The following is a 23,342-nucleotide window of genomic DNA, read 5'->3' as shown; positions in this document are numbered from 1 at the left end:
ATGATGAGCGAAAAGGCTAGTCACTGGCCTTTAGAAGGATACCTGTGGTTTCTTCCCATCCTTGAAATCTATGAACCTGCGTGGATCGACCAATCCCTTTTTGGACGCCACCGTATTTACTTCGAAGGAGCCTTCGTGGATCTCGAGGTGGAGATGGGTCCCTTGTGAGTTTCCCGACGATCCCTGCTTACCGATGACGTCACCGGCTGAGACCTTGTCTCCATGAGAGACAGTGACATCCGATAGATGCGCATATAACGCATAATACTCTTTGTCATCTGCCTCAAACCTTATCATGACGAAATTCCCGGCTCCCCATGCAAATGCATCATCCGCCGGACATCTGTTCCCGATATACCCGCCATAAGGAGAGCAACTGGTGGAGACCCGGATCACCGTACCATCACTGATCGATAAGACAGCTTCACCGGCTCCGGCGGATATGTCCATACCGGCATGGAAACCATCCAGCTCACGATTACCGACCTCACTGATGATGATAGGAGGTATCTTGAAGGGGAGGTGGAATTTCCCGGTAGAAGTGGTCGTAGAAGAAAGATGGATGAGTTCTTTGGGATCAATCGCCCCCTTCTCATCCCTTACGGATAGATACAGATGATCCTCCATGACGCCTATCTGCTGTCCCTGTTTCAATTCCTGTCCTTCTTCTACCTTCAGCTCCTGCAGCATTGCATAGGTGACTGTATACTTTTTGGTGATATACTCCATATCATTATCGAATCCTATATTGGACTCATATTCTACAGTAACTGTCAACCCTTTTTGTTTTTTATGCTCTTCATCGATCTCTATCTGTTCAGACTCCGTCACGATCCTCTTGACGGTACCCGCTCCTATCGATACGACCGGTTGTCTTCTTCCCTTTAGGATCATATAGGGAGCCTGTTCATCACAGTCCTTGACGATCTGAAGCTCCTTTGCCGGAACGATCATATTCTGTCTTCCATTCCGCATGCTCTGCAGATCCTCCAGCATGTTTTTGATCTCTTCCTCCTTCATAGGATACTTCTTTTTAAGCTCCTTTACGATGTCTTCATCACTACGCAGTCTGCAGCTTTTCTCATCTTCCTTATTCTCGATATCCATATAGATGGATCTCATACGTTTCTGTGCTTCCTCCTTCGTCATATGCTCGGATGCTGCTTCATCCGCATAGGTATCGAAGAGACGGATATCTGCCAGGATGTAGCTGTCCTCCTTTGAACATCCGAGCTCTTCGTAGGCTTCCTGATAGACATCCTGTTCCTCCTGTGAGCCTCCATCGGAGAACAACGCAGTGACGGCGATGATCGGGAAGCTGATCGCCAGGAGGGTACCGAATAGGACCTTCGGACCATTCTTCTTTATTTTGGGCGCGATCCAAAGGGCCACTCTCATCCAAAAGCTCATCATGCATCCTTCTTCACCTGCTTGAACCACTCCGGCATGAAGACGTCGAGATCATAAAGCGCTTTGTTGATACGGACCAGGCATTTCCCGGAACGACTCTCCTGCAGTTTCTCTATCTCGTTTGCTGTCAGGTTCATCATCTTCCTTGGCTTGTCATAATCGATATCACCAAGGTGGAACAGGAACTTCGTCGCAGACTGTGAGAATAACGGCTTCACCTTTGATTCCATTTCTGCGTCATCACTATCGACTTCATCCATCGTCTGCGTTGCTTTGATCAGGGATGTATTGTATTTTCGGAAGCGTCTCTCATAGGAGGAGATGATGTTGATTATCGGCATGTATTCCTTCTTCAGCATCTCGTGCAGCTCATCGATACTGACTACGATATCATCTCGTGCAGACATATTATTGTTTACGAACTGTGTGATATAGGTGAAGATGTTCGACCATTGTGCCAGCTTTCGGGATTTATCGGTGTCCATCATACGCGAGAAATCAAAATTAATGATCCGAACGCTATTGAAGACATCCTGCCTGGAACCATCTCCGTGAAACCGTTCTCCCAGATAAGTATGCCGGTTGAAGAGGCCGCTATCTGCCCCCTCCACTGCAGACCTCATCCCCAGCAGCAGCTTCCGCAGCTCCTCCTTCGTGGCCAGGGATTCCTTCTCATCGTAATTATCTCTTTCTATCACGATCTCCTGATATACATCGGATAGGATCGGATAATCCGTATTCTGCAGACGCGTGAAGTCCGTACTGTTGCTGATATGCTTCCTTTCATAGGCTCGTCGTAGGAATTCCTCGAAAAGGTCCAGCAGGCTATCGTTCCAGCTCGCTTTGTATATGCGCATCCAGCTCTTCACTTCTCCGATGTAGTCATCCAGGATACCACGACGGATCTCATACGGTATGCGGACTTGTAAGGGATTGATGATGAAATCGTTCCCTCCGGCGATATCGATATTGATCCCTCCCAGCTTCTCGATAAAGTCTCTTGCAGTCCCCTCAAAATCTATATTGCGGATATAAGCTCCCATACAAGCCGCGTGTTGCAATAGCAGCCATAGGAGGACTGTTTTTCCTACACCGGACATCCCAAGTATGAGGATATTGTTGTTCGTCCCACGATATTGGAATGGGTCATATAAGATCGGATTCTTCTTATCCACGATCGTTCCGATATAGAGTCCCTTGGGATCCATGAGGGAAGGCTCGTTGAATGGATAAAGATTCGCGACGCTCTCTGACGGTATGTTCTGCCGGATCCATTTCCCCAGCAGATCTTCTCCGATCGGACTGGCTGCCAGATAGGCTTCCTTCTGCTTCGTCTTCAGATCATCCAGCGTTATCGACACGTCCTCGATCGCACTGCGGAACGTTTCCTCGAGATTATCGAACGCAGTCTGATTGACAGCACTCAGTACGAAATAGATCGAGATGTAATACATCTCCTGACTATCTTCCCGGACTCTTCTATAGGCACCTGCCAGTGTCTCTGCGGATTCTTCATAATCCATTTGATCCAAGTCGTCACGTATAGCGGATCGCCTTGCCTTCATGTCCTTCCGGATGTTGCTTTTATAGACTCTGGTCGATAAGGGGTTTATATAGATCGAGGTAGATACGCCCGGGATATTGCTGATCCTCGCTAACAGGTTCGTTTCCTTTGTTGTCCCGAGGAAGGAGCTGACTGCATAGGTCTTCACGATATTCGTCCCCAACCTTGCCAGACTGGGACGGAATTCAGCAGTCACAGGGACGATCATATCCTTGAAATCATAGATCCCCGGCAATTGCAGCTCCTCATAGGTCTTCTTCTTTTTGAACAGGAGGAACCCTTTATCTGCTCCCTGTGTCTCCACTTCCAGCTCACTATCCGGATAATGATCTGCGAAGATCCGATTCCCGTAGACGCCGAGCATCTGCTTGATCTCTTCCTTCGTACATTCGATCGGTGACAGGGAAGTGGCATAAGTCTCCTTGATGCGATGCTTCACATCATCGAGATCCAGATTCTTCCTGTCCTTCTCCTTGATGAGGACTCGGATACAATACATCTTCTTATTGGCATCGTCTTTTTTCATCTGCAGCAGGTATTTTTCCTGATCCAGCAGCATCCGCAGGAAGGGGATGCGCTGCTTCTCCTTTGCTTTTTCGATTGCCTGGATATTGTTGCCGATCTTGAACACGCTGTCCGTGATGAAATAGCCTACTTTGAACCTGTCCCGATCGATATCCTTGGAATAGGAACGTATCATATTCTGTACCTCCTGATAAGACAACAGATCCAGATTGTTCGCCTGGATACGTAGGAATAAGAAGACGTCCCCATTTTCCATTTCGATCAGTGCATCTTCGATACGGCGGAAGGGGAAGAGCTCCTGCATGACCTTCTCTTTCTTCTTCCGCTGTTCTTTTTCTGTTCGTTTCTGTTTTCTTTTCTTTTTTTGCTTCTTCGGTTTTTTCTTAGCTTTCTTACCTTCCTCCTGCTCTGTCTCTTCCTCTGCTGCTTCCATCTCATCATCAAGCTCTCGCTCCTTTTTGATGTAATAACGCTGAGAGCTCAGATATCGGGCGCTGGATACCATCTCATGCAGCAGGTTCACCCGCTTGCCTTCATAACGGAACAGCAGGGCGAAGAAGAGGAGTCCCAGCATCATTCCGATCGCGAAGCCGATGATATTGTATAAGATCAGGCCCAGGATCGGCGGTGCCGCGATCATTGCCCATTCCCCCGTATACAATCCTTTCATCAGCTGCTGTGCCGGTACATATTGTGGATAGATATACCGTTTCTTTTCTATATCGGTCCGCTCCATCTCATCATCCTCCTTTTCTGAAGCTTCTTATGATGCTGCTTCCATAGAAGCCCATGCTCATCGCGTTGCGCATAGCATTGCCGATCCTGCCTCCGCTTCCCATACCGAAGCGATCCAGCAGCTGCTCGACCTTAGCTGAAGCTATGATTGCGCCTATACCGAAGAGGAAATCATTCACTCCTCCGGCAGATACATATAACGTGATCCCCAGACTCACCAGTGTGATCTGGAAGAACTGGCTGAATATGATCGCAAGGCATTGCTTGAACCACGATATGATCGATTCATCATTCCCCATGATATATCCCGTCGTATAGATATACATCATACAGAGGATGACGACGTACTGCCATGTCCGCTCCAATATGTCCATGAAGGACTTGATCATATAATAGATGCAGATGGCGGTCAGGATCACGACGAGAAGGATCGAGGTCAAGGAGAATCCGAAATCATCGAAATCGATCTTCATATCCTCAGTGGCGACGTTCGCTATCACGCTGATGATCTTTCCGGTCACCCCCATCAATACGACATAGAGGGATTTCATGATCTCGAGACCGAAGGAATAGATGATGACTCCGCCAACGAAACGCTTCAGGATATCCATGACCTGGAACCCCTTCCCATCGGCATGCTCCAACATCACTTTGAACAGCATGCTCATCATCGCAAGGCCGATCAAAGGAAGTCCGATCGTCTGAAAGAAGGTGAAGATCGTTTTGACGACTGACTGATCGAAGACGTTCCCGGACATAGCTGCATACAATTCGAAGATCCCTCCAAAGGTCTCGACGAGCTTTCCCAGCAGCCATTTCAATATCATGTTCATACGGCTCTACTCCTAAAAGAAGGCTGTGAATACGGCCGCAGAAAATGCCAGACAGATGATGCAGACTGCGATCGTTTGTGCTGCTTCATCCCATGCACCGCCATCTCCTCGATGTGATTTGAACAATGTCTTGACGATCATGAAGAGCAGTACGAGTCCCGCGACTGCTCCTACGATGCCTGCCAAGACCTGTGCTACGACTTTGATCGTACTGGTTATGTCCTTTCCCGCATTCTTTATCGCATTTTGAATGCTCGTTATCTCTTTTCCTCCGATAATGAGCTCTGCTTTCATCAGTTTTAGATTTCTCATTTCTTTTCGATGCCTCCTTGTTTTCATTAAAATATAAAAAGGCCAGTCACTGGCCTTTACATTCCCGGCAGCTTCATCGCTTCCGGTATGATAGCTTCTGTCTCTGTCTCCTGAACAGGCAGAGGCGATGCCATCACCTGTATGACATCGGATCTCAGCTTTTCAAGCAAAGTATTTGTCAACCGATACCGTTCCAGCAAGGGTTCTTCCTGCCATATCTGAAGATGGATATGCGGATATCGTGTATCCTTATGCAGATAGGCGATATAATTCAATGCCCTTGCATCCATATGATGCTCCTCGCTGATCGCTCTTACACAAGACTCTGTGATCGAATGACAGCGTAGGTCAATGTCATCGTCGGTTATACAGGTGATTGTAGTTTCTAACAAACGTCCTTTCTGACCGATATACTTACGCAATATATCGGTCCTCTCCAACAATCGGCTCCTGTCGAAGGCGATCACGTTTCCATCCTGCTGCAGATTATCGAATTTCTGCTGTACCTCATTCTTATAGATCACCTTATCCTTTTCCTGAAAATTGATTCGGACATTGCGATGCTCCTGGCGGATTTCACTTTTTGCGAAGCGCTGCGAGCGTACGGCCGTATATTGTGGCTTGCTCACACTCATCTTCTCGTAGGAGTCCTGAAGAGAAGCGATACTGAAACCGCTCTTTCTTGAGAGCTCACGGAGATAATGTTCCTTCATCAAAGGGTCATGATAAGAGATCAGCTCTTTCATTACATTGACAGCATACTCCTTTCGTTTGCTGAAATCACTCAGGTCATTGGGATGCTGCAGCAGAAAATCGACTGTATTCTCTTGCGTGGACAATAACTCCTGTAGCAGTTGGGGAGCTTGTCGTATAAGCTCATCCGGATCCTTACCGAGAGGAAGGGAAGCACAGAAGGGAAGGATACCATTCTTTCTCAGCAGTGAAGCCGCAGCCATCGTAGCCTTGATCCCGGCCGCATCGCCATCATAGCATAGGCGGATCCGGACATTCATACGCTTCAATGCTTGTACATGATCTTCTGTAAGTGCTGTCCCCAGCGTAGCCACACAGTTTAGATATCCGGCTTGCGTCAGCATATCTACATCTGCACTTCCTTCTACGATGATCAGCTCATGCTTCTGTCTTGCGGCTTCGATTGCTTTTGGCCCTCCATACAACAGCTTCCTTTTTGCGAATATCGTCGATTCGCTCGTATTGACATACTTAGGCTGATCATGCCCTTTACCGATCGTTCTGGCTGTGAACCCTCTCACTTCACCATGTGCGGTGATGATCGGATAGAGGATACGACCTTCCCATTTACAGCTGCCGTGAGGGGAGAACACATCCGCCTCAATAAGCTCCTGCCTGCTATATCCCTTCTTTTCTAAAAAGTTGAGCAGCTTTTCCTTCTCCGGGATATGACCGAGCTGCTGCTGATCGATCAGCTCCTTCGTATAACCGCGCTGCTGCAGGTATCGCAGCCCCGCCTCTCCATCCTCGGTATGCAATATGTGGTTCGCATACTTCATGAGCTCCTGATTGAGCTCCAGCTTTCTCAGCCTCTGCGGATCCTGTTTTGCAGGCGCAGACCGCGGGAGCGTTACACCTGCAAGCTGTGCAGCTTCCTGCACAGCCTCCATATATGATATGTTCTTATATTTTTGTAAAAAGCTGATACTGTTTCCGGCTGTACCGCATGAAAAACACTTGAATATCTGTTTTTCCCTAGATACAGATAGGCTGGGATTCCCATCCTCGTGGAACGGACAGAGCCCTACGAAGTTCTTTCCTTTTCTGGTCAAAGGGACATATCGTTGTATGACGTCGACGATATCCAAGCGACGCAGGATATCATCGATCGTCTCTCGCGGGATCATGGATGTCCTCCTGCCGCGATGTATAGCTCTGCGGACTCTGTATCCTCCTGCCCCATGAATAAGATCCTCATTCCCGGACGGATGAGCTCCATGACCCGTTCAGGCAGGAAGACATATCTGTTCTTTCTCCTCTGCAGCAGGCATACCTCCGCCAGATCATGATTCCGCTGCAGTATGATTCCTTCATAGATCATAGGATCCTCCTTCTTGTTATCTCTTTTTATGCTTGAACAGAAATATCATCGCTCCCACCATGACGATGGCACATACAGCGATGATGATGATTTGGATCATGTTCATATCGTTCTCTCCTTTCTTTAATTGAAGCTTGCCTGATAACCAATGTGCACGCCATTGGCATCATCGACGACGATACAGTTTCCTGTCCCGCTCTTACCTGCCAGACTCGTTGCGATATAGCTCATACATTCCTGATAGGTCGCATCTCGCGATATCCTTTCCCGGAATGCGAAGTATCTGCTCTGTATCGAGGCGGAAGAGGGTGGAGCCTGTTCCTTCGATTTGGTATCGGGTACCGATGCCTGCGGCGTCTCTTCCTTCCGGTCCTTCTCAGCTATGGGCCTAGATCCTTCCGATACATAGACAGTCAGCTTTTTTCTACGTACGTTTCCACTGTCATCCTTCGCTATGATTGTGATCGGATACGTACCACTATGGTCCATATCGACGTTTCCTTTGATCTCATATATCGGAGAAACATCTACATTGTCCTCTACCTTTATGAGCTTCTTCCAATCGAGATCATCACCGATCTTACGATAGAGCTCGTCCTCACACTTGATTACAGGCGCGCTCAGATCCTTTACGGTTGCGGATAACTGTACAGAATAGCTTTCCTTTTGTTTCTGATCATCTTCTTCTTCCTCGCCAGACTTGCAGCCACTGAGAAGTAAAAAAGGGATGAGTACACATACTATCCCCTTATATACTGTTTTCTTCTTCATAAAAAAGGTCAGTCACTGGCCTTTTTCATCTTTCTACGTTTGTATGCTGCAAAGCCGACCATGGACCCGGCAAGACCGGTGATGATGAAGAGTATTATCGTATTCGTATGATCTCCTGTGCTGATCGCACCGCCCGGAAGTGGTTTATCTGCATAGATGATCGTACGCAGCTTATCGTCACCATTGACCCATTCGTCATCGACCGTGACCTTCACGACCTCATCAGAAAGCTCATAACCGGCTGGTGCTTTCGTCTCTTTGATGAAATACGTACCGTATGTCAGATCATCGAACAGTGCGATCCCATTCTTCGTATCTGTCTTTGCAGCGCTGATCTTTTTCGTGCACGCTGCATCACTGTACAACGTGAACTCTGCGACCTTCAGGATGTCCTTATGATCATAATAATCGACCTTATTGACTTTGATATAGGAGCGGATCATTTTATCTTTCATCGTGACCTTCTGGCCGTCTCCTGCGGTAAAGGTGATCTCTTCTGCAATCTCATATCCATATGGTGCAGAGATTTCTTTCATGACATATGTTTGACCCTCACTCAGTCCTGTGATCGTGTGCTGCTCTTCTGTGGATACCCACTGATCTATGATATTGCCATCTTTGTCAATGATCTGCAGTTTAGCACCGGGTAATTCTTTTTCGCCGGTCTCATCGACTTTAGAAAAGTGCATCTCTGTTTGTCTGTTGCTCATGTCGATCGTCTGTACATCGTTCGTATCACGTACGATGAAGATGATATCCTCAGCTTTTGTATAACCGGCAGCTGCTTCCAGTTCCCGCAACGTATATTCCTGTCCGACAACCAGCTTGGTGATATCATGAGGCTTTTCATCTGTGATCCACTCATCAACGGTCTTTCCGTCTTTGTCAATGATGGCCAGTCTGTTGCCTGGTAACTGCTTACCTTCTTCATCCGTCTTGATGATCTGTAACTTCGTTATATCATCCTTCATGACGACCTTCTGGATCTCACCAGTATCTTTGATCGTGAACGGTACATCGGTAGCTGTCGTATAACCTGATGCCGGGATCTTTTCAGATAGTACATAGTCTCCAACAGGCAGCATCTCGATGAGTTGTGGTTTATCTGTGGATATCCATTCCTCTATGATCTTTCCGGCCTCGCTCTTTATCTGCAGCGTAGCGCCCGGAAGTTCTTCCTCGTTCGTGATATCCACTTTAGAGATCTCGACCTTTGTCGTTTCATTCTGATACTCTGCTGTGAATTTCAAGACTGCATTGTTTTGATTCGTATACTTTGTATCAAAATAATAACGCACTTCCTGACCACTCGCATAACCTGCAGGAGCTTTCGTTTCCGTTGCATAGAATAGGCTATTGGTGTCACCGATGAGTCTTACATCCTCAATGACTGTTTGACTGAATCCTGGATCTATATCTTCATCTTCAATTTTCTCAATCGGCATTACACCATATTCCGGAGTAAGATCATTAGGCAGGTCTGCAGTAAATGTGGCTCTACCATCTTCGCCGGTTACCACCGTTTCAATTTTTTCACCGGCTTTTACGATTACATCGCCGTCATAGTTGTACACGTCTCTGTTTGCATATAGCGTGATTTCAGCGCCGACTAGCAGCTGTTGGTCATCTGCGTCCTTTTTGACAGCCTGTACTTCAACTTTCTGACGTTCATTTTCATAAGTACCGGCATCTCCGAATACGATCGCTGTATTCTGATCCTCATAGACGAGCTCGACTTCTCTGATATCATCGGAATGCGTGAATCCGTTTGGAGCAGTTTTTTCCGAAACTTGATATTTACCCAAAGGGAGCAGCTTGGTCTGTGCTTCACCTGCAGCATCGGTCGTTATCGTATCTACCAGATCGCCTTTGTGATATAGGATATCGCCCTGATTATCTGGAGATGAGATATCTTCCGCTGCCTTGACTTCGAACACAGCACCCTTCAATTTCCGCATTTCATATTTGAACTTCGTATTGCCATGATCATCAGTTTCTGCAGAAGTAAGGACCTCTCCCTGTTTTACGACTGCGATACGTCCTTTTACTGAAGTATCCTGTTTAGTGACAGTGATGACCGGTGTAGCACCGTCTGGAAGTGTCTCATATGCTGTATTGCTTGATACTTTAAATTTAACTGGAGCGATATTCAAAACATAACCATTTGGAGCAGTGATCTCTTCAAGTGCGTAATGTCCCGGATCCAATTCCTTTCCGGTCATGACCGTACCGGATTCATCTGTCGTCCATTCCGTAATATATTCCGGAGTAGGATTCCACTCCCAGTAGCCTACATATTCGTTCGTTTTCATGTTCTTGATCTTGAAGGTCGTTCCTGCCAGTGCAACGGTCTTATCGGTTTCCTGATCGACTTTGACCGCTTTGACCACCGCACGGAATTTTTCATCATTGAAGATACGCCATGGTTGCGGATCACGACTGTCTTCCGTTATCGTTACCTTGAAATCCGCTACAGCATAATGATCATCCGGGACTTTGGTCTCGCGGACTACATACACACCATAAGGAAGTTCATCAGAAACAGCATATCCATTCTTGTCTGTCACCAGGACAGCAGCAGTCTGACCCTTTGCGTTTTTCGCAACTGGCGCTTTCTCCCAAGAACCGTATTTATCGATATCTTTCTGAGCTTTTACTGTAAATTCAACACCGGCCAGCTTATCCGCTTCTCCGGATCCGTTATCAGAGATTTTAACAATACTGAAAGCCTGCGCTTTTACCCTTTCTTTTACCGTTTGTTTCTTTGTAACGATTTCCACACTTTGACCTGCATAGTCAAGAGAGATATCATATTTCGTCGTATCCAATGTGTAACCGGTACTTGGCGTCTTTTCCTGCAGGATGTATTTACCTAGATATAAATCACTTACTGATGCCTTGGCATTTGCATCTGTTGTCAGTGTTGCAACAACTGCATCCTTTGCGTATTTGACAGACCCATCGGCAGGATCCAAGATATTTTCTTTAGCACGCAGTTCATAGACAGCTCCTTTTAAAGTAGCTTCGCCCTGTGCGGCCGAGCCGGTGACACTATCTTCTTTTGTGATTTCTAAACGGCCTGTCTGTCTTTCATCTTCGCCGGTGACTGTGATTTTTTGCTCGTTAGTAGCAATCGTAACAGGGTAGGAGGTCTTGTTTAAGATGTATCCGGATGGAGCTATGACCTCGCGGACTGTGTACTCACCAAATCTCAAGTAACCGGATTCTACATAGCCGGTTGCCTTTGTAACAAGACGTTCCAGCTCTTGTCCTTTATCGTTGTAGATAGCATAGGTAGCACCTGCGACCTGCTTTCCGGAATCAGGGTCGATCTTACGCAGCTGCACCTTACCTTTGACCCAGTTATTACGTGCAGTATAGGTCGTCGTCTGATTAGCTTCGACAGTCACTTCATGGATGGTATTGTCGAGTACCAGATGACTAGGGACTGCTGTTTCCTGCACATAATATTTCTGTGGTAACAGATCATTGACAGTTACAGAGCCATCAGCACCTGTTGTGTAAGTTCCGATAGGGGAAGACATATCTGCATTCTTGGACACTTTGAAGGAAGTTTTCGGAACTATAGCTCCATCTTCGTCCTGCTTTGTGATTTTCAGAGAACCATATTTTTCAACGTTCAAGTTAATGGTGATAGTTACAGGGTCGCCAACTTTAAAGGATACAACATCTTGAGATGTAGAGGATGAAAATAAAATAGATGTCCCAACACACTCTGCCTTTATTGCTTGAAATTTTACTGTTGCATTTTCTGGGGTATTATTAGAAGCTGTGATCGTTAATTTGTTTCCACTTTTTGATATAGTAATACCTTCACTTTTCGATGTGAGCGAATAATTAGAAAATACCTTATTGGTATCTGTCAGTGTGATGGATTCTCCTATTTTGATATTTTCTTCGATTCCATTGAATGAAGGCTTTTTCTTAAAAAGTGAATCTACCTTATCTTGTATCTGGACTTTTTTTGAAGTATATCCAGAATAGGAAGTATTATCGATTGTAGCACCAAGAGCTTCCCAAATCATAAATTGTGTAGCTAGATAGTCCTCATCTGTTTTACTAGATAATTGCCAACCTACATACGCAATATGTTCTATTTTACGAAGTTCACTATGACTGAAATTAGACCTTGTATAGGATGAACCTTCGGTTATCAATATTCCAGGTTGCACACAAAATGCAATTTCGCCATCTGCATATATATGTTCTGTTTCTGCGCCCCAAACCATATGTCCATCCTTATCTGTCACTTGATAACTATAAGGAATCCTATTTTTCACGGTGACATTTGCACCAGCAGCTTTTACAGCTTGAGGGTTCGATATATTTGATATAATCAAAAATAATACTGCAATGTAGTTAAATAGTTTTTTCTTGATATTTTTGAAGTATAACATAAATAATTGACTCTCCTTTCTTTGCACAGCCTAAACAGAAAAAGACCGGTATTAACCGATCTTGTTTAAATATAGGATGTTATGTACGACTGTACAGATACGACCTTTCATTTATGTTGGGCGTGACCCCTCTATGGTGGTCTATGCTTAATATAATTCATTTACATTTTCCTTTCTATTATTCCAAAAAGAAAAGACAGGAATCCTGCCTTTTTAATTACCATAAATGAGACCAACAGTATAACCAGTGATATTATCACAGGTATCAACAACTGGTCCAACACTGTATGACATAATATTATTTTTTGGATTGCCTTCCATATCTGCGCCATATTTATATGCTTCTGCTTCAGTTTTGAAAATCTGCCCAGATTCTCCAAGCTGATTGTTTGGAACATAACATGTTGTTGGTTTCTGTTGTTCAGCTGGTTTGGAGGTTCCGGAATTTCCTGAAGATGATCCTCCTGATGTTGTACCACTTTGTCCACTGGATCCTGAACTCTGATTGGATTGTGCAGGAGAGGAAGGGGAAACTGCCTGCGTCTGCTGTCCAGTGCTATTATTCTGAGAAGTCGTGGTCTCAGAATTTTGTTCTGTCGTGGCTTTCTTCTCAACTTTTTTCTTCACAACAACATCAAATGTCTTATCTGTTGTATTCCCATTCGCATCATAAGCTTTCACTGTTACCTTGTATGCTCCAGTCTTCTTCACGTTAAGCTTTCCTTTGTCAATCGTATATCCGGATTTTTTAATTTCCTTGTCACTGTACTTCAGGTCACCGTCAACTGGATCCTTTACGGATTTCACATTATCCTTAAGATTCAGCTTGTCTCCAGCTGTGATCGTGATCTTATCCTTCTTCAGTACGATTTCAGGTTTCTTCGTATCTTTAACTGTAATTTTCACATCTTTCTGGATAGTCTTGTCCCCATCCGTAAATGTGACCTTCAAGGTCTGATCTCCAACTTTCTTTGCGTCATATCCAAAAACTTTGTCGACTTTGACATTCTCGTCTGACTCCTTTGCGTCATATAGTTTATCGTTATCCAGCTTATCACCGTACTCTATAGTCAGCTTCTCTGTCGTTTTGACCTGCAGGTCTTTGGCACAGCCTGTCAGTACGAGTGCTGCTAATGCAGCTATACACAATAGTTTTTTCATGTTCTTTTCCTCCTTTATTTCACCCAATAAGAACGTTATTTATTTCCACAAGACGATAACCTTTTACTTTTTATATGCCCTATAATATCTTTCGCAACATTCTTGTCCTTTAATAGACTTAATGCGAAGCATTTCTTCCCTGCATCCTTTAGGGATGCTCCAATGTGATATGTTCTATCATTATCTAGGATAAGAAAGCGGTCATGGAAATTACCAATATATTCTATGCTAAGAAATGGATATTGCGTGTTGAAGAGTTTTATATCTGTCTTGGAGAGCGTGGTTCTTTCCAATGTATAGATCCTCACATCCACATTTTTTTTCTTCTTTGCAAGGATATTGAGCGTGTTCAAATCGACATAATTATCAATCAGCAAAACACTCTTTTCAGCACTTTGTATAATTTCTACCAACAAACGGAACGCATCATAGATTTGTCCATCGAAAAAAATCTTCTGTTGTGATTGCTCATGTTCTGATAGGTAGTCTAATAGCTGTTCAAATTTCTCTTCTGATTTTTTTGATAATCAATCTGTTTTAGTTCAACCTCACTGATACGTTCAAAAAGCAACGCATTGCTTGATATAAATTTACGCATCTCCACAAATGCATTCATGATTTGAATACTGACCCTGATAGCTGTTTCGCTCCTTAAAACCGCCGAAAGCATGGCTATACCCTGTTCATTAAAGACATAGGGCAAATACCTTCGCCCTCCTCGACTTTCACTACCATTTCCGTCATTTATTTTTGAGGTGCCAATTTGGCACCTCAAAAACTCATCTTCGGTGAGTTGAAAACAGAAATCCATCGGAAACCTCTGTTGATTTCGTTTTACTGCTCTATTTAATTGTTTAGTTTCAACCTGATATAACATCGCTAGGTCACTGTCCAACATTACCTGCTGTCCTCGAATTACGTAAACCAGATTTTGTATTTGGTTTAATGGTATTTCATCTTCTACTACCGTCATATCCATTTTTTCTTTTATCTTATCCATAATCAATTACCTTCCATTTCTACTTCCTCCTGTATTACGAAATCCGTTTTCTATTTATTCATACATAATTAAAGATATCATCATATCTACAGCATACTGGATAGCAGACAAAAGTAGCTATTGTGAGACTCTGCATTTATCCCATTTGCTTGTCATCATCTTTGCCATTGCAATCTACTGATAATGCCGCTGCGTCTTCTACGATATCTGTTACCAGCTTTTGTAAATCTGTTGCATTTTCTGCGGTAATCACAGGTTTTCCTGTTTCCGTTTCAAGTGCTTGTCTCGCTATACCGGCTACCTTTCCACCACGACGAGCGATAGATTGATTTTCCGAAAAAGTATTAGGATTCTCTGATTTGGAGATATCTGTCGTAGATGCTTCTGCCAGCATCGTTAAAACAAGCTCCAGATTACTCATATTATCACGTAGATTCTCCTTCTTAAGGCCTTTCAGCTTTTTATACTGACGTGTTCCCATTCCAGACCAGGCACGAGTAATTTCATCTGTTAAAATTGCATATTCTTTTCCTTTTTCAACACCGTGTTTTTTCCATTCATCCGTTAGTTCATTACGGATACGGATGGCAAGGACACGTTGATGTACCCATTCTTCAGAATATCCTTTTTTCAAATAGGTCTCCAGCGCACGATCGATCGCTTGCTCCGGATCTATTGTTTCTTCAATGCGTTCTCGTCCCACCATTGCCAGCCATGCTTTGAACGGCTCTGCCTTAGGTGAAGGCACGGATTGAATGATACGTAAGAGCTGCTCTGTATCTGCCACATCTGTAAGACGTTTTTTTCCATCGGCAGCTATCATCTTCAAACTGTGACAATTTGTCACGGTTTCATTTCCTTCAGCTTTGAGGCGCTGCTTTAACTTACGCCAATAAGCAGATGGATCCATACTTTCTGTTAAAATCGCGATAACATCGATTATAGAGAAATACCATTCTTCACTTTCTTCATCCCAGGCAGTACGTATCTGTCTGTCCTCAAATAATTGAATAGCACTTTTTTTCTCTCTTTTCTCCATAGCGTCACCTTTCGTATTCTCTTTCCTTAATATATGGTAGTTAAAACCTTCGCACGGTAACACGCAAAATACGGCTTATGCGTTTACCTTCACCCAGATCCATGATATACTCTACCTGATATTTACCTTCCTTATCTGTAGGTATCTCGCCGTCAACCTTGATCTGATCCTTTACACTGTATCCGTATTTATTCTCTGCCACCTTGATATATTGTTTAAAATCGAATACTGCACCGATCTCTAACTCAATAGAGTCCTGTGTCAGTTCTAATTTCTCTTTCTGTGTATCTTTCTTCGGTTCCTCTTCTTTTATCTGAGTGACCGTTTCCTTGTGCTCCTTGCTGGCCTTATCTATAGCTATCGTATTGTAGACTAAGAAAGCTGCTACAATGACGAATATAAATAAGATAAGCAAGATCATCTTCCCTTTAAAGCTCATCAGGACTCCTTTCTACACTACATCCATCATAGCAATTTTAACACATCAAAACTGAAGTGTAAATGAAACGATTTTGAAGCAAAATTGAAGTAAAATTGAAGCAAAATTGAAATGATTTTGAAATAAAACTGAAGCAAAATTGAAGCTATTTTGCAATTTACTTAAATACTGCACATCCCAATATTATTGCCAGATCGATTTCTGCTTCCTTGATGTAAGTATATATCGTTCTCATACTTGTATTAAATTGTTCTTCGAATTCTTCATCATCCAGCTTATATAAATATTTCGCAAGTAATATGTCCCGCTGTTCCTCCTCTAATTTATTCAAGCCATTCATCAAAGATTCTATATAGGTTTGTATATCCGCATTTTTCTGTTCTGCTTTCTCCATAGCTTTTAAAAGCTTTCCTCCATTGTCTGCACTTCCATGATTACCACTACCGGAAAGTATACTGCCACTTATGGACATATAATCAAGTATCTGGCTCCGAAACATCCGTTTTCCTAATACTTTTAAATGCTTCTGTACTTCTCGCCGTGTCTGCCTTACATCGATACAATCTTCTAAAGCTTTCACACGCTTCCCCTCCTTCACAAAAGGTCAGTCACTGGCCTTTTTTTACTTTTTTTGTTTTTCCCTGATGAATATAAGATTTGCTTCCTTATGCATTAAATATAGCATAGATCATTTATGAATGATATCCTCTAAAGATGTATCGAGGATCATGCGTAGGATCCGGATGATATTGCTGTAGATATCATTGTACCCCAACCATCCATATTTGATGATATCGATCATACTGCTGTAGACACGTTCCAGGCTTCTTTTTGCATCTTCTTCTAAGTGCGCTATATAGAAGAGTCTGGTATGGTAATCATCACCATGGATATCGTTGTATCTTTTTACAAGTTCTTTATGCTCCAGAATGATCAGAATCCTGAAAAGATCCTGTTTTGCTTCAACTGCAGTAATGTTCTCCAGCTTCAGCTTCCCGGAGGCGATATATATTTCATGTAACAGATGTTCCGCATCCGATAACTCCGACAGTGGCACTTCTTCCTCAAAAGGCCAGTCACTGGCCTTTTTCAGGTCTATGGGGAAGGAATAGCGCTTTGATCCGGTCTGGAGCATACTGTCCCGGATCTTTTCGCGACGTTCTTTCTGTTCCTGCAGGATCCGTTCTTCCTCTTCTTTCCCGAATTTCTTCCAACAATATAGAGTCGTCATGATCGATGCGACAATACACGAGCATATCGTGATAAATATATTCATGATGATATTTCTCCTGTTGATTTCTTTTTTACTTTATCGTTATATCTTGGATCCCGCACCTTGAAACTTTTTTTCAATCTTCTGGGGATCCTCTGATAAGCATATTCTACACAATTGTATATGCCGGCAGGCAGGTCAGCTCTATTCACCCACAGAGTTCCGGATACATCTAAGCATCCGATAATGACTCGCTGTCCTTTTTTATTGAATATCTTGACCAGCGTCTTCATCTGTCATCTCCTCCTCTTTTTCATTCCGTCCTTCCCTATATCCGAATCGTCGGTCACCTTCAGCACTTGCTTTGCAAAGTGCATAGGATAATAGAACGAAGAGGGAAATGATCATCCCTATAAAAAGTATCGATATCACACTTCTCCCTCCTATCTTACATAGCAGTTTGCTAAGTAATTCATGGTTATTGAGACTTTATGACAATCTTTGATGAACACTTTTCTTATCGTCATCCAGCTAGTTTTATCAGACGATTCTTCTGAAGCTTTCTGCCATAAAGTCATACAGTCCAATTTCATCAAGGTCTATCGTTTGAATGTCGGATGCATGGATATTGCCTATAATTGTTAATATTTCGTCATATATATCTGGAGCAGCAGTCTTATCAAGGTAGGGAATCAAGATCTCCTGTAGTTTATTTTCTGCATCAAGCAGATATTTCAAATCATAGTACATTGCAGTTCTCCATGTTTCCAGATAAAGATAGAACTTCATTTTTCGTGTAGAGCTCTTAAAAATAAAGGGCAGATGCGCCATTATTTTGCAGATCGTATCAGGTTTATACATTTTCATATAAGCCAGAAATTTATTCGTCAGAATAGAATATTCCTGATGTATAGAGGAGAGATTCGTAAAATCAATATGTACATGTTCGCCGGCCTCTTTTTCCTCACGCATATCTGCAGCAATTTTGCCTAATTCATTGAAATATGATGCAATAAGTTTTTTTGATGCATACATTTCATCACATATCGATTGAAATAATGTCCATCTCGTTTCAATCGTAAATTGTTTTTTGTAGAGCACTGTGGAGGTAGTCCAGATAAGTACTGCTCCCAAAAGCGCCGAAACCATGATTGTCATCATTTCCATGGAAGATACCTCTTTTCTTGAAAGAAGTATATTATAAATGATTATCCATGTGATCAGTAGTTGTATATTTACAAACGTGGAATTTTTCATACTTTCTTTTCTTCATGTTTCTCCTTTCTGTAATACCTCTGCTTCTAAGTTTGAACAATAGAAATGCCGTGCGCGGACAGCTCTTCGGATCATCCACGATGACAGGAAGATGAATAGGACGATTGAGACCATCCAGTACGGGATACTTCTTAACTTCAATACCCTGGATACCTTGAAATATAAGTAGGATATACATAACAACTTTCCCAGTATCAGGATGATGCTGAGACCTACGACGATGCCAACGGATAGGGAACCTACCTCATAGCAGGAAGCACGAAGTTGTATATGCTTCTCAGTGCTGTTATAGGTCGGCAAAGGGATCTCCTGATAGATAAGTATTCCTGCGACGATACCAAACAAGACTATCCCGCACAATACGATATAGAACACGAGCTGCAGGAAGATATCGGAGATTTTTATATGCTCTGATGTCTTCCATTGTGACAACAATGCTATTTTTTCTTCAAGCGTATTCAAGTTTTTTTCGATATAGTATTTGATCTTTTCGAGTGGAGTCATCTGTGTGGTCGTAGCTTGTGTACAGTGAAGATCATCACGTTGTGATAAGATCCAATATACATCTGTAGGAGGGATCGTTCCATCCTGAATGTAGCGATTGAATTCCGAAATGTCACTTCCGGATGCAGATTCGACAGCATGACATGTACGCAGCTCCTGCGTCTCTGCATGATACCATGCTTGTCCGAACTGGAAGAATCGAACGATGTGTACGATAAGGATTAGAAAAGCGAAGAAAAAGATCCCACGTTTCAACATCATTTATCACCGCCTTCTGTATCCGTGTATAAAAATGCGTCGATCGTCAGTTGGACCGGTTCCTCTAATTCCAGCTTGCCTCCGGTTTCCTGCAAACACTGTCTACAAAGGAGCTTCCCGGTAGTCGTATCATAGTCATATATCCATTTCTTGCAATGACAACATTGCTCTTTATACTTGTGTTTCATAAATGCCTCCTATAGAACGATCGATAGTCTATCTTCGTTTATTTCCGGTCTGGTTTCTGAACTGCACGCCTCAAAGATACTCCCTGTGACAGAAAGGTATATGGATACACGATAGGGGCCATAGCTTTAGACAAAGAATTGCAAATAAGGCGTAGGATGGATAAGTAAAATATTTGTAGAAGGATATCAGGTTCACCTATATCTGCCATATAAATAATTATGACACCACTAATAGGTAAAAATGGAATCAATCGTATATATCTCTCGATATGAGGATATTCTTTTGCCAATAGCCGTCTCGTACATAGACATAGCACGATGATAGGGATGGAACATATCAATAGGTTATGAGTATCCTCGAATGGAAAGATATATCTTGCTTTACCGAATGGCGGATCCATGATGATGTACCATACGATCCACATAATCAGGTAGTTGATAGCAAACAGCACGATCGTGTTGATCATGTTGACTGCATGATAGACAAATTTATACGTTCTTCTTTTTCTTTCGGATATCTGTGCGATTCGATCTTCTCTGTCCACATCATATAGCTCCCGCGTGATTGTAGCGATATTCATTGCTACGCTTTTGATTATTTTTTTTTATCTTACACGACATGGTATCTATTCTACATTTCATAACTGTTCTCCTTATGATGTTACGGATCTATTTTAAGCTCCTGTTGATTCGGCCTCTTTTATTCCATACGTGAAAGCCATTACGACAGGCTTCGTTATCTTTTTGCTTTTCTGAATGCTTCTGCTTCGTCTTCAGTCAAGAACCATTCTTTTCCGAACGCTTCAAGATCGAATTCCAGGCAGGAAGCAGTCGTGACGATGAATCTCTTTCTATGGTCTTTGGGGACTTCATGAAAGAATGCGATATGTCCGTTCCAGTCATCCTCTATTCTTATCCCCGTCAAGATTTCTCTATCGATGTCATCATCGTCGTTTATGAAGTATATGAATTTTCCCATTGCATCGTGCAGGACTAATTCCGAATGGTTTAGTTTTCTACATCTACGAATGTATTCGATAATGAGTAGTACGATGACGATTCCCATTATCCCTAAGATCACCAGACATTCTGCCTGAAGCAGCTGTATTTTGAAATCATGATTCATTTCCTCTTTCTATGCCCCTTCCATGTTTTTTTCTATATGTAGGACCTCTTATAGACCTGTTTGAAAGTGACTCCCCTATACAGATTCCATCACTATATGCAGCTCCTGCCTGAATTCCTCTCTCATGTCCTTATATGTCGGGATACGCTGGTTTTTCAACAGGAACTGATATTTCACTTTTTCTATGAACACCAGCAGCTCATGCAGCTGATATACGTTTATCGTCGACAGAGCTTCATCATACCTCCATCTCAGGTGCGCGATATCAAGATCTTCCAATACGAAGATATCCTTATTCTTCTTTTTCAGTGAGCGTTTCATCTTTCCTACGAGATCATATGCATAATGATTCAGCTGATCGTATGTCATACATCATGGAAAGCTTCCAGGAATCTCACCATCTCGTGCACGAATCTTTTCAGGTCTTCCTGTTGCGGCGTCAGCTCTGTTCCTGCTTTCTGTAGGAGACGATCCAGTTCATGATTCGCCTTGACATAAGCGGTGAGAGTCGTATCGAGGGTTTTCTGGAAGCAGGCTTCAGTGTTCTTCTCTGCCGATACTTTCTCCCGTCCTTTCATCACAGCTTTCAGCTGATCATCAGCAGGCTTCTGTGATATCGCTACAGCTTGAGTTAAAGTGATCTTTTCTTTCCGCAAAGCTTCCTTCACTTCCGGTATCGCTTTTTTATATACCGTAAGATAAGTCTGGATCTGACTACGTTTCAATCCGGATTCTTCTGCGATGATATGTTTGAGATTTCCGCCTTTGGCATGATCCCGTTTCTTTTTTTCCTTCAACAGTTCTTCTTTCCTGCCGATCGCCATCACTTTGTCATATACGCTGAGTGTATTGATCTGAAGGTTGGTATCCAGTAACAGCAACTCACTGTCGATATCGTCAGATCTCTTGATGAGACAGCGCACCGTTTGATAGCTTCCATCCGCTTCCTTCAGCTTTTTACAGGCTGCTATACGGTGATGCCCTGCCAGGATCGTAAATGTTCCGTCCCCGATCGGCTTTACTATAGGATATTGCATGAGCCCGTTCATCCGGATATTGTTCGCGAGCTCAGTGACGAAATCATGATCCAACTCCCGGTTGATCTTTGATGGGATGAGGGCGTCGATCGGTAGGGAACGCACCTCATCCTTTTCAATGACCTGGTAACTCGTGACCGTATCCGATCCGCCTTGTCTATTCGCCTGGAACAGACCGCTCACGATAGATCTGCTATCCATATTGGATCGTCTCCAGCAGCTCATCCGTAAAGGCTGCATAATCCTTCGTGACGCTTGCATTCTTACGATAATCCTGCAGCGTCTTGAATGCTACCTGTGCGTCGGAGACGACGATCGAATTCCGGATGATCGTCGTGAAGACCTTCGTCCCCAGATACTGTGTAGCCTCCTGCGCCATCTCTTTTATCTTCTTCGTACACTTTGCATTCTTTTTCGCATTCGTCACCAGAAGCCCAAGATAATCGAGTCCCGGATTATAGAAGCGTTTGATCAGCTTCGTCCGCTCATCCAATCTTGTCAGACCATCGATCGAGTAGAGGTCGATCGACACAGGGACGAGCAGCTTATCTGCAGCTGCCATCGCAAGATCCGTCAGAAGCGATAGTGTCGGCGGACAGTCGAGAAAGATGAAATCATACATATCCCGATAGCTTTCCAGGATATCGGCCAGCATGACCTCTTTCCCTATGCAGGCAGCGTATTCCGTCGGTATATCCCTGGATGTGTTTCCTGCCGGGATCAGATGATGATTCTCCCGGATCCGGATCGGCTGAAATGCGCCACCCTTGAGCAGTGTATATAAGCAGTTCCGATCATCCTTGCATCCGTGGAGCAATCCCAGATTTCCTTGTGGGTCCAGTTCGATATCCAATACGCTGTAGCCGCTCCGTGCCAACATATCAGATACGGTATCTGTAGTCGTGGTCTTACCACAGCCACCCTTTTGATTCAAAACAGCAATGATCATTCCCATGTTTGATTTCCTCCATAGATCCTTTGTCGCATCTTGACATATTTCTTGTAACGACGCTCGATGTCAGCATATAGCTGTTCCTTGAGCATCGGATCTGCAAGATACGATCCATCCTTTATTGATTTCTTTATAGCGGTATAGAGATGCTTCTTACAGCTTTCATCGATGAGCCTGATATTCATATCCATCGTTCCCTCCATCTCCAGATATCTGAGGTCTACGATATAGATCCGGCTGAATATCCATCTCCTACGCCGGAGCTTGAAGATGAAGCGCTCATGGAATAGAAACAGCAGATCTTCTCGTTCGCTTTCTCCATAAAATATGAATCCCATTGCAGACAGCTGGTCACTACTCAGAGTTTCCAAGCGATGAAGCCTCCATGTCCTCCAATCATCTCTTATATCCTCACAGAAATAAACGATGATGAAGATCGTGAAGAGTATGGGCCCTAAGTTAGACATACTGTAGTAGCTCCCCGATACCCTTGAAGCTGTATCCGACG

The 23,342-nt window shown here is 43.5% G+C and carries 23 protein-coding genes and 1 pseudogene; all 24 read right to left on the bottom strand.

Going from position 1 to position 23,342, the window contains the following annotated elements; all coding sequences use genetic code 11:
* Nucleotides 1–30 precede the first annotated feature (30 nt).
* The 24 genes and pseudogenes from G4D54_16840 to G4D54_16725 all read right to left on the bottom strand — a co-directional run bounded on the left by G4D54_16840 (nt 31) and on the right by G4D54_16725 (nt 23,301).
* Nucleotides 31–1,410: a M23 family metallopeptidase gene (locus tag G4D54_16840; protein ID QJA03989.1), complete on the bottom strand. Its 1,380-nt coding sequence runs from the start codon at nt 1,408–1,410 to the stop codon at nt 31–33.
* Nucleotides 1,410–4,235, bottom strand: coding sequence for an ATP-binding protein (locus tag G4D54_16835; GenBank protein QJA03988.1), 2,826 nt, complete (start codon nt 4,233–4,235; stop codon nt 1,410–1,412). The genes G4D54_16840 and G4D54_16835 overlap by 1 nt, the downstream gene beginning before the upstream one ends.
* Before the next feature lie 4 nt (nt 4,236–4,239).
* On the bottom strand, nt 4,240–5,067 hold the full coding sequence (locus G4D54_16830) for a hypothetical protein (protein ID QJA03987.1): 828 nt from the start codon (nt 5,065–5,067) through the stop codon (nt 4,240–4,242).
* Nucleotides 5,068–5,079: 12 nt separating this feature from the next.
* A complete protein-coding gene (locus G4D54_16825) occupies nt 5,080–5,379 on the bottom strand; it encodes a hypothetical protein (protein QJA03986.1) in 300 nt (99 codons plus the stop codon).
* Between the two features lie 56 nt (nt 5,380–5,435).
* On the bottom strand, nt 5,436–7,259 hold the full coding sequence (gene dnaG / locus G4D54_16820) for a DNA primase (GenBank protein ID QJA03985.1): 1,824 nt from the start codon (nt 7,257–7,259) through the stop codon (nt 5,436–5,438).
* Nucleotides 7,256–7,453 (bottom strand): hypothetical protein, encoded by a 198-nt coding sequence (locus G4D54_16815; GenBank protein ID QJA03984.1) that lies wholly within the window; start codon nt 7,451–7,453, stop codon nt 7,256–7,258. Before G4D54_16815 ends, dnaG begins: the two co-directional genes overlap by 4 nt.
* A gap of 123 nt (nt 7,454–7,576) precedes the next feature.
* Entirely contained in the window at nt 7,577–8,224 is a 648-nt protein-coding gene (locus G4D54_16810) for a DUF5011 domain-containing protein (GenBank protein QJA03983.1), read from the bottom strand.
* Nucleotides 8,225–8,232: 8 nt separating this feature from the next.
* Entirely contained in the window at nt 8,233–12,642 is a 4,410-nt protein-coding gene (locus G4D54_16805; GenBank protein ID QJA03982.1) for a Cys-Gln thioester bond-forming surface protein, read from the bottom strand.
* 213 nt (nt 12,643–12,855) lie between these two features.
* Nucleotides 12,856–13,803: a flagellar biosynthesis protein FlgM gene (locus tag G4D54_16800; protein ID QJA03981.1), complete on the bottom strand. Its 948-nt coding sequence runs from the start codon at nt 13,801–13,803 to the stop codon at nt 12,856–12,858.
* A 35-nt stretch (nt 13,804–13,838) separates the two neighbouring features.
* Nucleotides 13,839–14,803, bottom strand: a pseudogene (locus G4D54_16795) (ORF6N domain-containing protein).
* Nucleotides 14,804–14,939: 136 nt separating this feature from the next.
* Nucleotides 14,940–15,842: a Bro-N domain-containing protein gene (locus tag G4D54_16790; GenBank protein ID QJA03980.1), complete on the bottom strand. Its 903-nt coding sequence runs from the start codon at nt 15,840–15,842 to the stop codon at nt 14,940–14,942.
* 40 nt (nt 15,843–15,882) lie between these two features.
* Entirely contained in the window at nt 15,883–16,281 is a 399-nt protein-coding gene (locus G4D54_16785) for a hypothetical protein (GenBank protein ID QJA03979.1), read from the bottom strand.
* A gap of 157 nt (nt 16,282–16,438) precedes the next feature.
* The gene (locus tag G4D54_16780; GenBank protein ID QJA03978.1) at nt 16,439–16,861 is read right to left on the bottom strand and encodes an ArpU family transcriptional regulator; all 423 of its coding nucleotides are present in this window, start codon (nt 16,859–16,861) and stop codon (nt 16,439–16,441) included.
* A gap of 108 nt (nt 16,862–16,969) precedes the next feature.
* Complete coding sequence (locus G4D54_16775) at nt 16,970–17,557, bottom strand: hypothetical protein (protein ID QJA03977.1); 588 nt, start codon at nt 17,555–17,557, stop codon at nt 16,970–16,972.
* Nucleotides 17,554–17,787: a hypothetical protein gene (locus tag G4D54_16770; GenBank protein QJA03976.1), complete on the bottom strand. Its 234-nt coding sequence runs from the start codon at nt 17,785–17,787 to the stop codon at nt 17,554–17,556. Before G4D54_16770 ends, G4D54_16775 begins: the two co-directional genes overlap by 4 nt.
* A complete protein-coding gene (locus G4D54_16765; protein ID QJA03975.1) occupies nt 17,759–17,926 on the bottom strand; it encodes a hypothetical protein in 168 nt (55 codons plus the stop codon). Before G4D54_16765 ends, G4D54_16770 begins: the two co-directional genes overlap by 29 nt.
* A 108-nt stretch (nt 17,927–18,034) precedes the next feature.
* On the bottom strand, nt 18,035–18,661 hold the full coding sequence (locus G4D54_16760; GenBank protein ID QJA03974.1) for a hypothetical protein: 627 nt from the start codon (nt 18,659–18,661) through the stop codon (nt 18,035–18,037).
* Nucleotides 18,662–18,763: 102 nt separating this feature from the next.
* Nucleotides 18,764–19,531: a hypothetical protein gene (locus tag G4D54_16755; GenBank protein QJA05223.1), complete on the bottom strand. Its 768-nt coding sequence runs from the start codon at nt 19,529–19,531 to the stop codon at nt 18,764–18,766.
* Nucleotides 19,531–19,719 (bottom strand): hypothetical protein, encoded by a 189-nt coding sequence (locus tag G4D54_16750; protein ID QJA03973.1) that lies wholly within the window; start codon nt 19,717–19,719, stop codon nt 19,531–19,533. The genes G4D54_16755 and G4D54_16750 overlap by 1 nt, the downstream gene beginning before the upstream one ends.
* Nucleotides 19,720–20,455: 736 nt before the next feature.
* Nucleotides 20,456–20,845, bottom strand: a complete 390-nt coding sequence (locus G4D54_16745; GenBank protein QJA03972.1) for a hypothetical protein — start codon at nt 20,843–20,845, stop codon at nt 20,456–20,458.
* Between the two features lie 75 nt (nt 20,846–20,920).
* Entirely contained in the window at nt 20,921–21,214 is a 294-nt protein-coding gene (locus G4D54_16740; protein QJA03971.1) for a hypothetical protein, read from the bottom strand.
* Entirely contained in the window at nt 21,211–22,083 is an 873-nt protein-coding gene (locus G4D54_16735) for a ParB N-terminal domain-containing protein (protein ID QJA03970.1), read from the bottom strand. Before G4D54_16735 ends, G4D54_16740 begins: the two co-directional genes overlap by 4 nt.
* A complete protein-coding gene (locus G4D54_16730; protein ID QJA03969.1) occupies nt 22,076–22,837 on the bottom strand; it encodes a ParA family protein in 762 nt (253 codons plus the stop codon). The genes G4D54_16735 and G4D54_16730 overlap by 8 nt, the downstream gene beginning before the upstream one ends.
* On the bottom strand, nt 22,828–23,301 hold the full coding sequence (locus G4D54_16725; protein ID QJA03968.1) for a hypothetical protein: 474 nt from the start codon (nt 23,299–23,301) through the stop codon (nt 22,828–22,830). Before G4D54_16725 ends, G4D54_16730 begins: the two co-directional genes overlap by 10 nt.
* Between the last annotated feature and the right edge of the window lie 41 nt (nt 23,302–23,342).

Source organism: [Clostridium] innocuum (assembly GCA_012317185.1).
Taxonomy (GTDB): domain Bacteria; phylum Bacillota_I; class Bacilli_A; order Erysipelotrichales; family Erysipelotrichaceae; genus Clostridium_AQ; species Clostridium_AQ innocuum.
This window is presented reverse-complemented; position numbering and strand designations above follow the sequence as displayed.

Bases quoted from the DNA above. Each gene is read 5' to 3' on its own strand.
- G4D54_16745 (QJA03972.1), bottom strand. From the start codon at position 20,845: ATGAATCATGATTTCAAAATACAGCTGCTTCAGGCAGAATGTCTGGTG.
- G4D54_16755 (QJA05223.1), bottom strand. From the start codon at position 19,531: ATGTTGAAACGTGGGATCTTTTTCTTCGCTTTTCTAATCCTTATCGTA.
- G4D54_16725 (QJA03968.1), bottom strand. From the start codon at position 23,301: ATGTCTAACTTAGGGCCCATACTCTTCACGATCTTCATCATCGTTTAT.
- G4D54_16760 (QJA03974.1), bottom strand. From the start codon at position 18,661: ATGGAAATGATGACAATCATGGTTTCGGCGCTTTTGGGAGCAGTACTT.
- G4D54_16825 (QJA03986.1), bottom strand. From the start codon at position 5,379: ATGAGAAATCTAAAACTGATGAAAGCAGAGCTCATTATCGGAGGAAAA.
- G4D54_16750 (QJA03973.1), bottom strand. From the start codon at position 19,719: ATGAAACACAAGTATAAAGAGCAATGTTGTCATTGCAAGAAATGGATA.
- G4D54_16770 (QJA03976.1), bottom strand. From the start codon at position 17,787: ATGAAGACGCTGGTCAAGATATTCAATAAAAAAGGACAGCGAGTCATT.
- G4D54_16815 (QJA03984.1), bottom strand. From the start codon at position 7,453: ATGATCTATGAAGGAATCATACTGCAGCGGAATCATGATCTGGCGGAG.
- G4D54_16840 (QJA03989.1), bottom strand. From the start codon at position 1,410: ATGAGCTTTTGGATGAGAGTGGCCCTTTGGATCGCGCCCAAAATAAAG.
- G4D54_16735 (QJA03970.1), bottom strand. From the start codon at position 22,083: ATGGATAGCAGATCTATCGTGAGCGGTCTGTTCCAGGCGAATAGACAA.
- G4D54_16835 (QJA03988.1), bottom strand. From the start codon at position 4,235: ATGGAGCGGACCGATATAGAAAAGAAACGGTATATCTATCCACAATAT.
- G4D54_16730 (QJA03969.1), bottom strand. From the start codon at position 22,837: ATGGGAATGATCATTGCTGTTTTGAATCAAAAGGGTGGCTGTGGTAAG.
- G4D54_16810 (QJA03983.1), bottom strand. From the start codon at position 8,224: ATGAAGAAGAAAACAGTATATAAGGGGATAGTATGTGTACTCATCCCT.
- G4D54_16830 (QJA03987.1), bottom strand. From the start codon at position 5,067: ATGAACATGATATTGAAATGGCTGCTGGGAAAGCTCGTCGAGACCTTT.
- dnaG (QJA03985.1), bottom strand. From the start codon at position 7,259: ATGATCCCGCGAGAGACGATCGATGATATCCTGCGTCGCTTGGATATC.
- G4D54_16800 (QJA03981.1), bottom strand. From the start codon at position 13,803: ATGAAAAAACTATTGTGTATAGCTGCATTAGCAGCACTCGTACTGACA.
- G4D54_16740 (QJA03971.1), bottom strand. From the start codon at position 21,214: ATGACATACGATCAGCTGAATCATTATGCATATGATCTCGTAGGAAAG.
- G4D54_16775 (QJA03977.1), bottom strand. From the start codon at position 17,557: ATGAATATATTTATCACGATATGCTCGTGTATTGTCGCATCGATCATG.
- G4D54_16785 (QJA03979.1), bottom strand. From the start codon at position 16,281: ATGAGCTTTAAAGGGAAGATGATCTTGCTTATCTTATTTATATTCGTC.
- G4D54_16790 (QJA03980.1), bottom strand. From the start codon at position 15,842: ATGGAGAAAAGAGAGAAAAAAAGTGCTATTCAATTATTTGAGGACAGA.
- G4D54_16805 (QJA03982.1), bottom strand. From the start codon at position 12,642: ATGTTATACTTCAAAAATATCAAGAAAAAACTATTTAACTACATTGCA.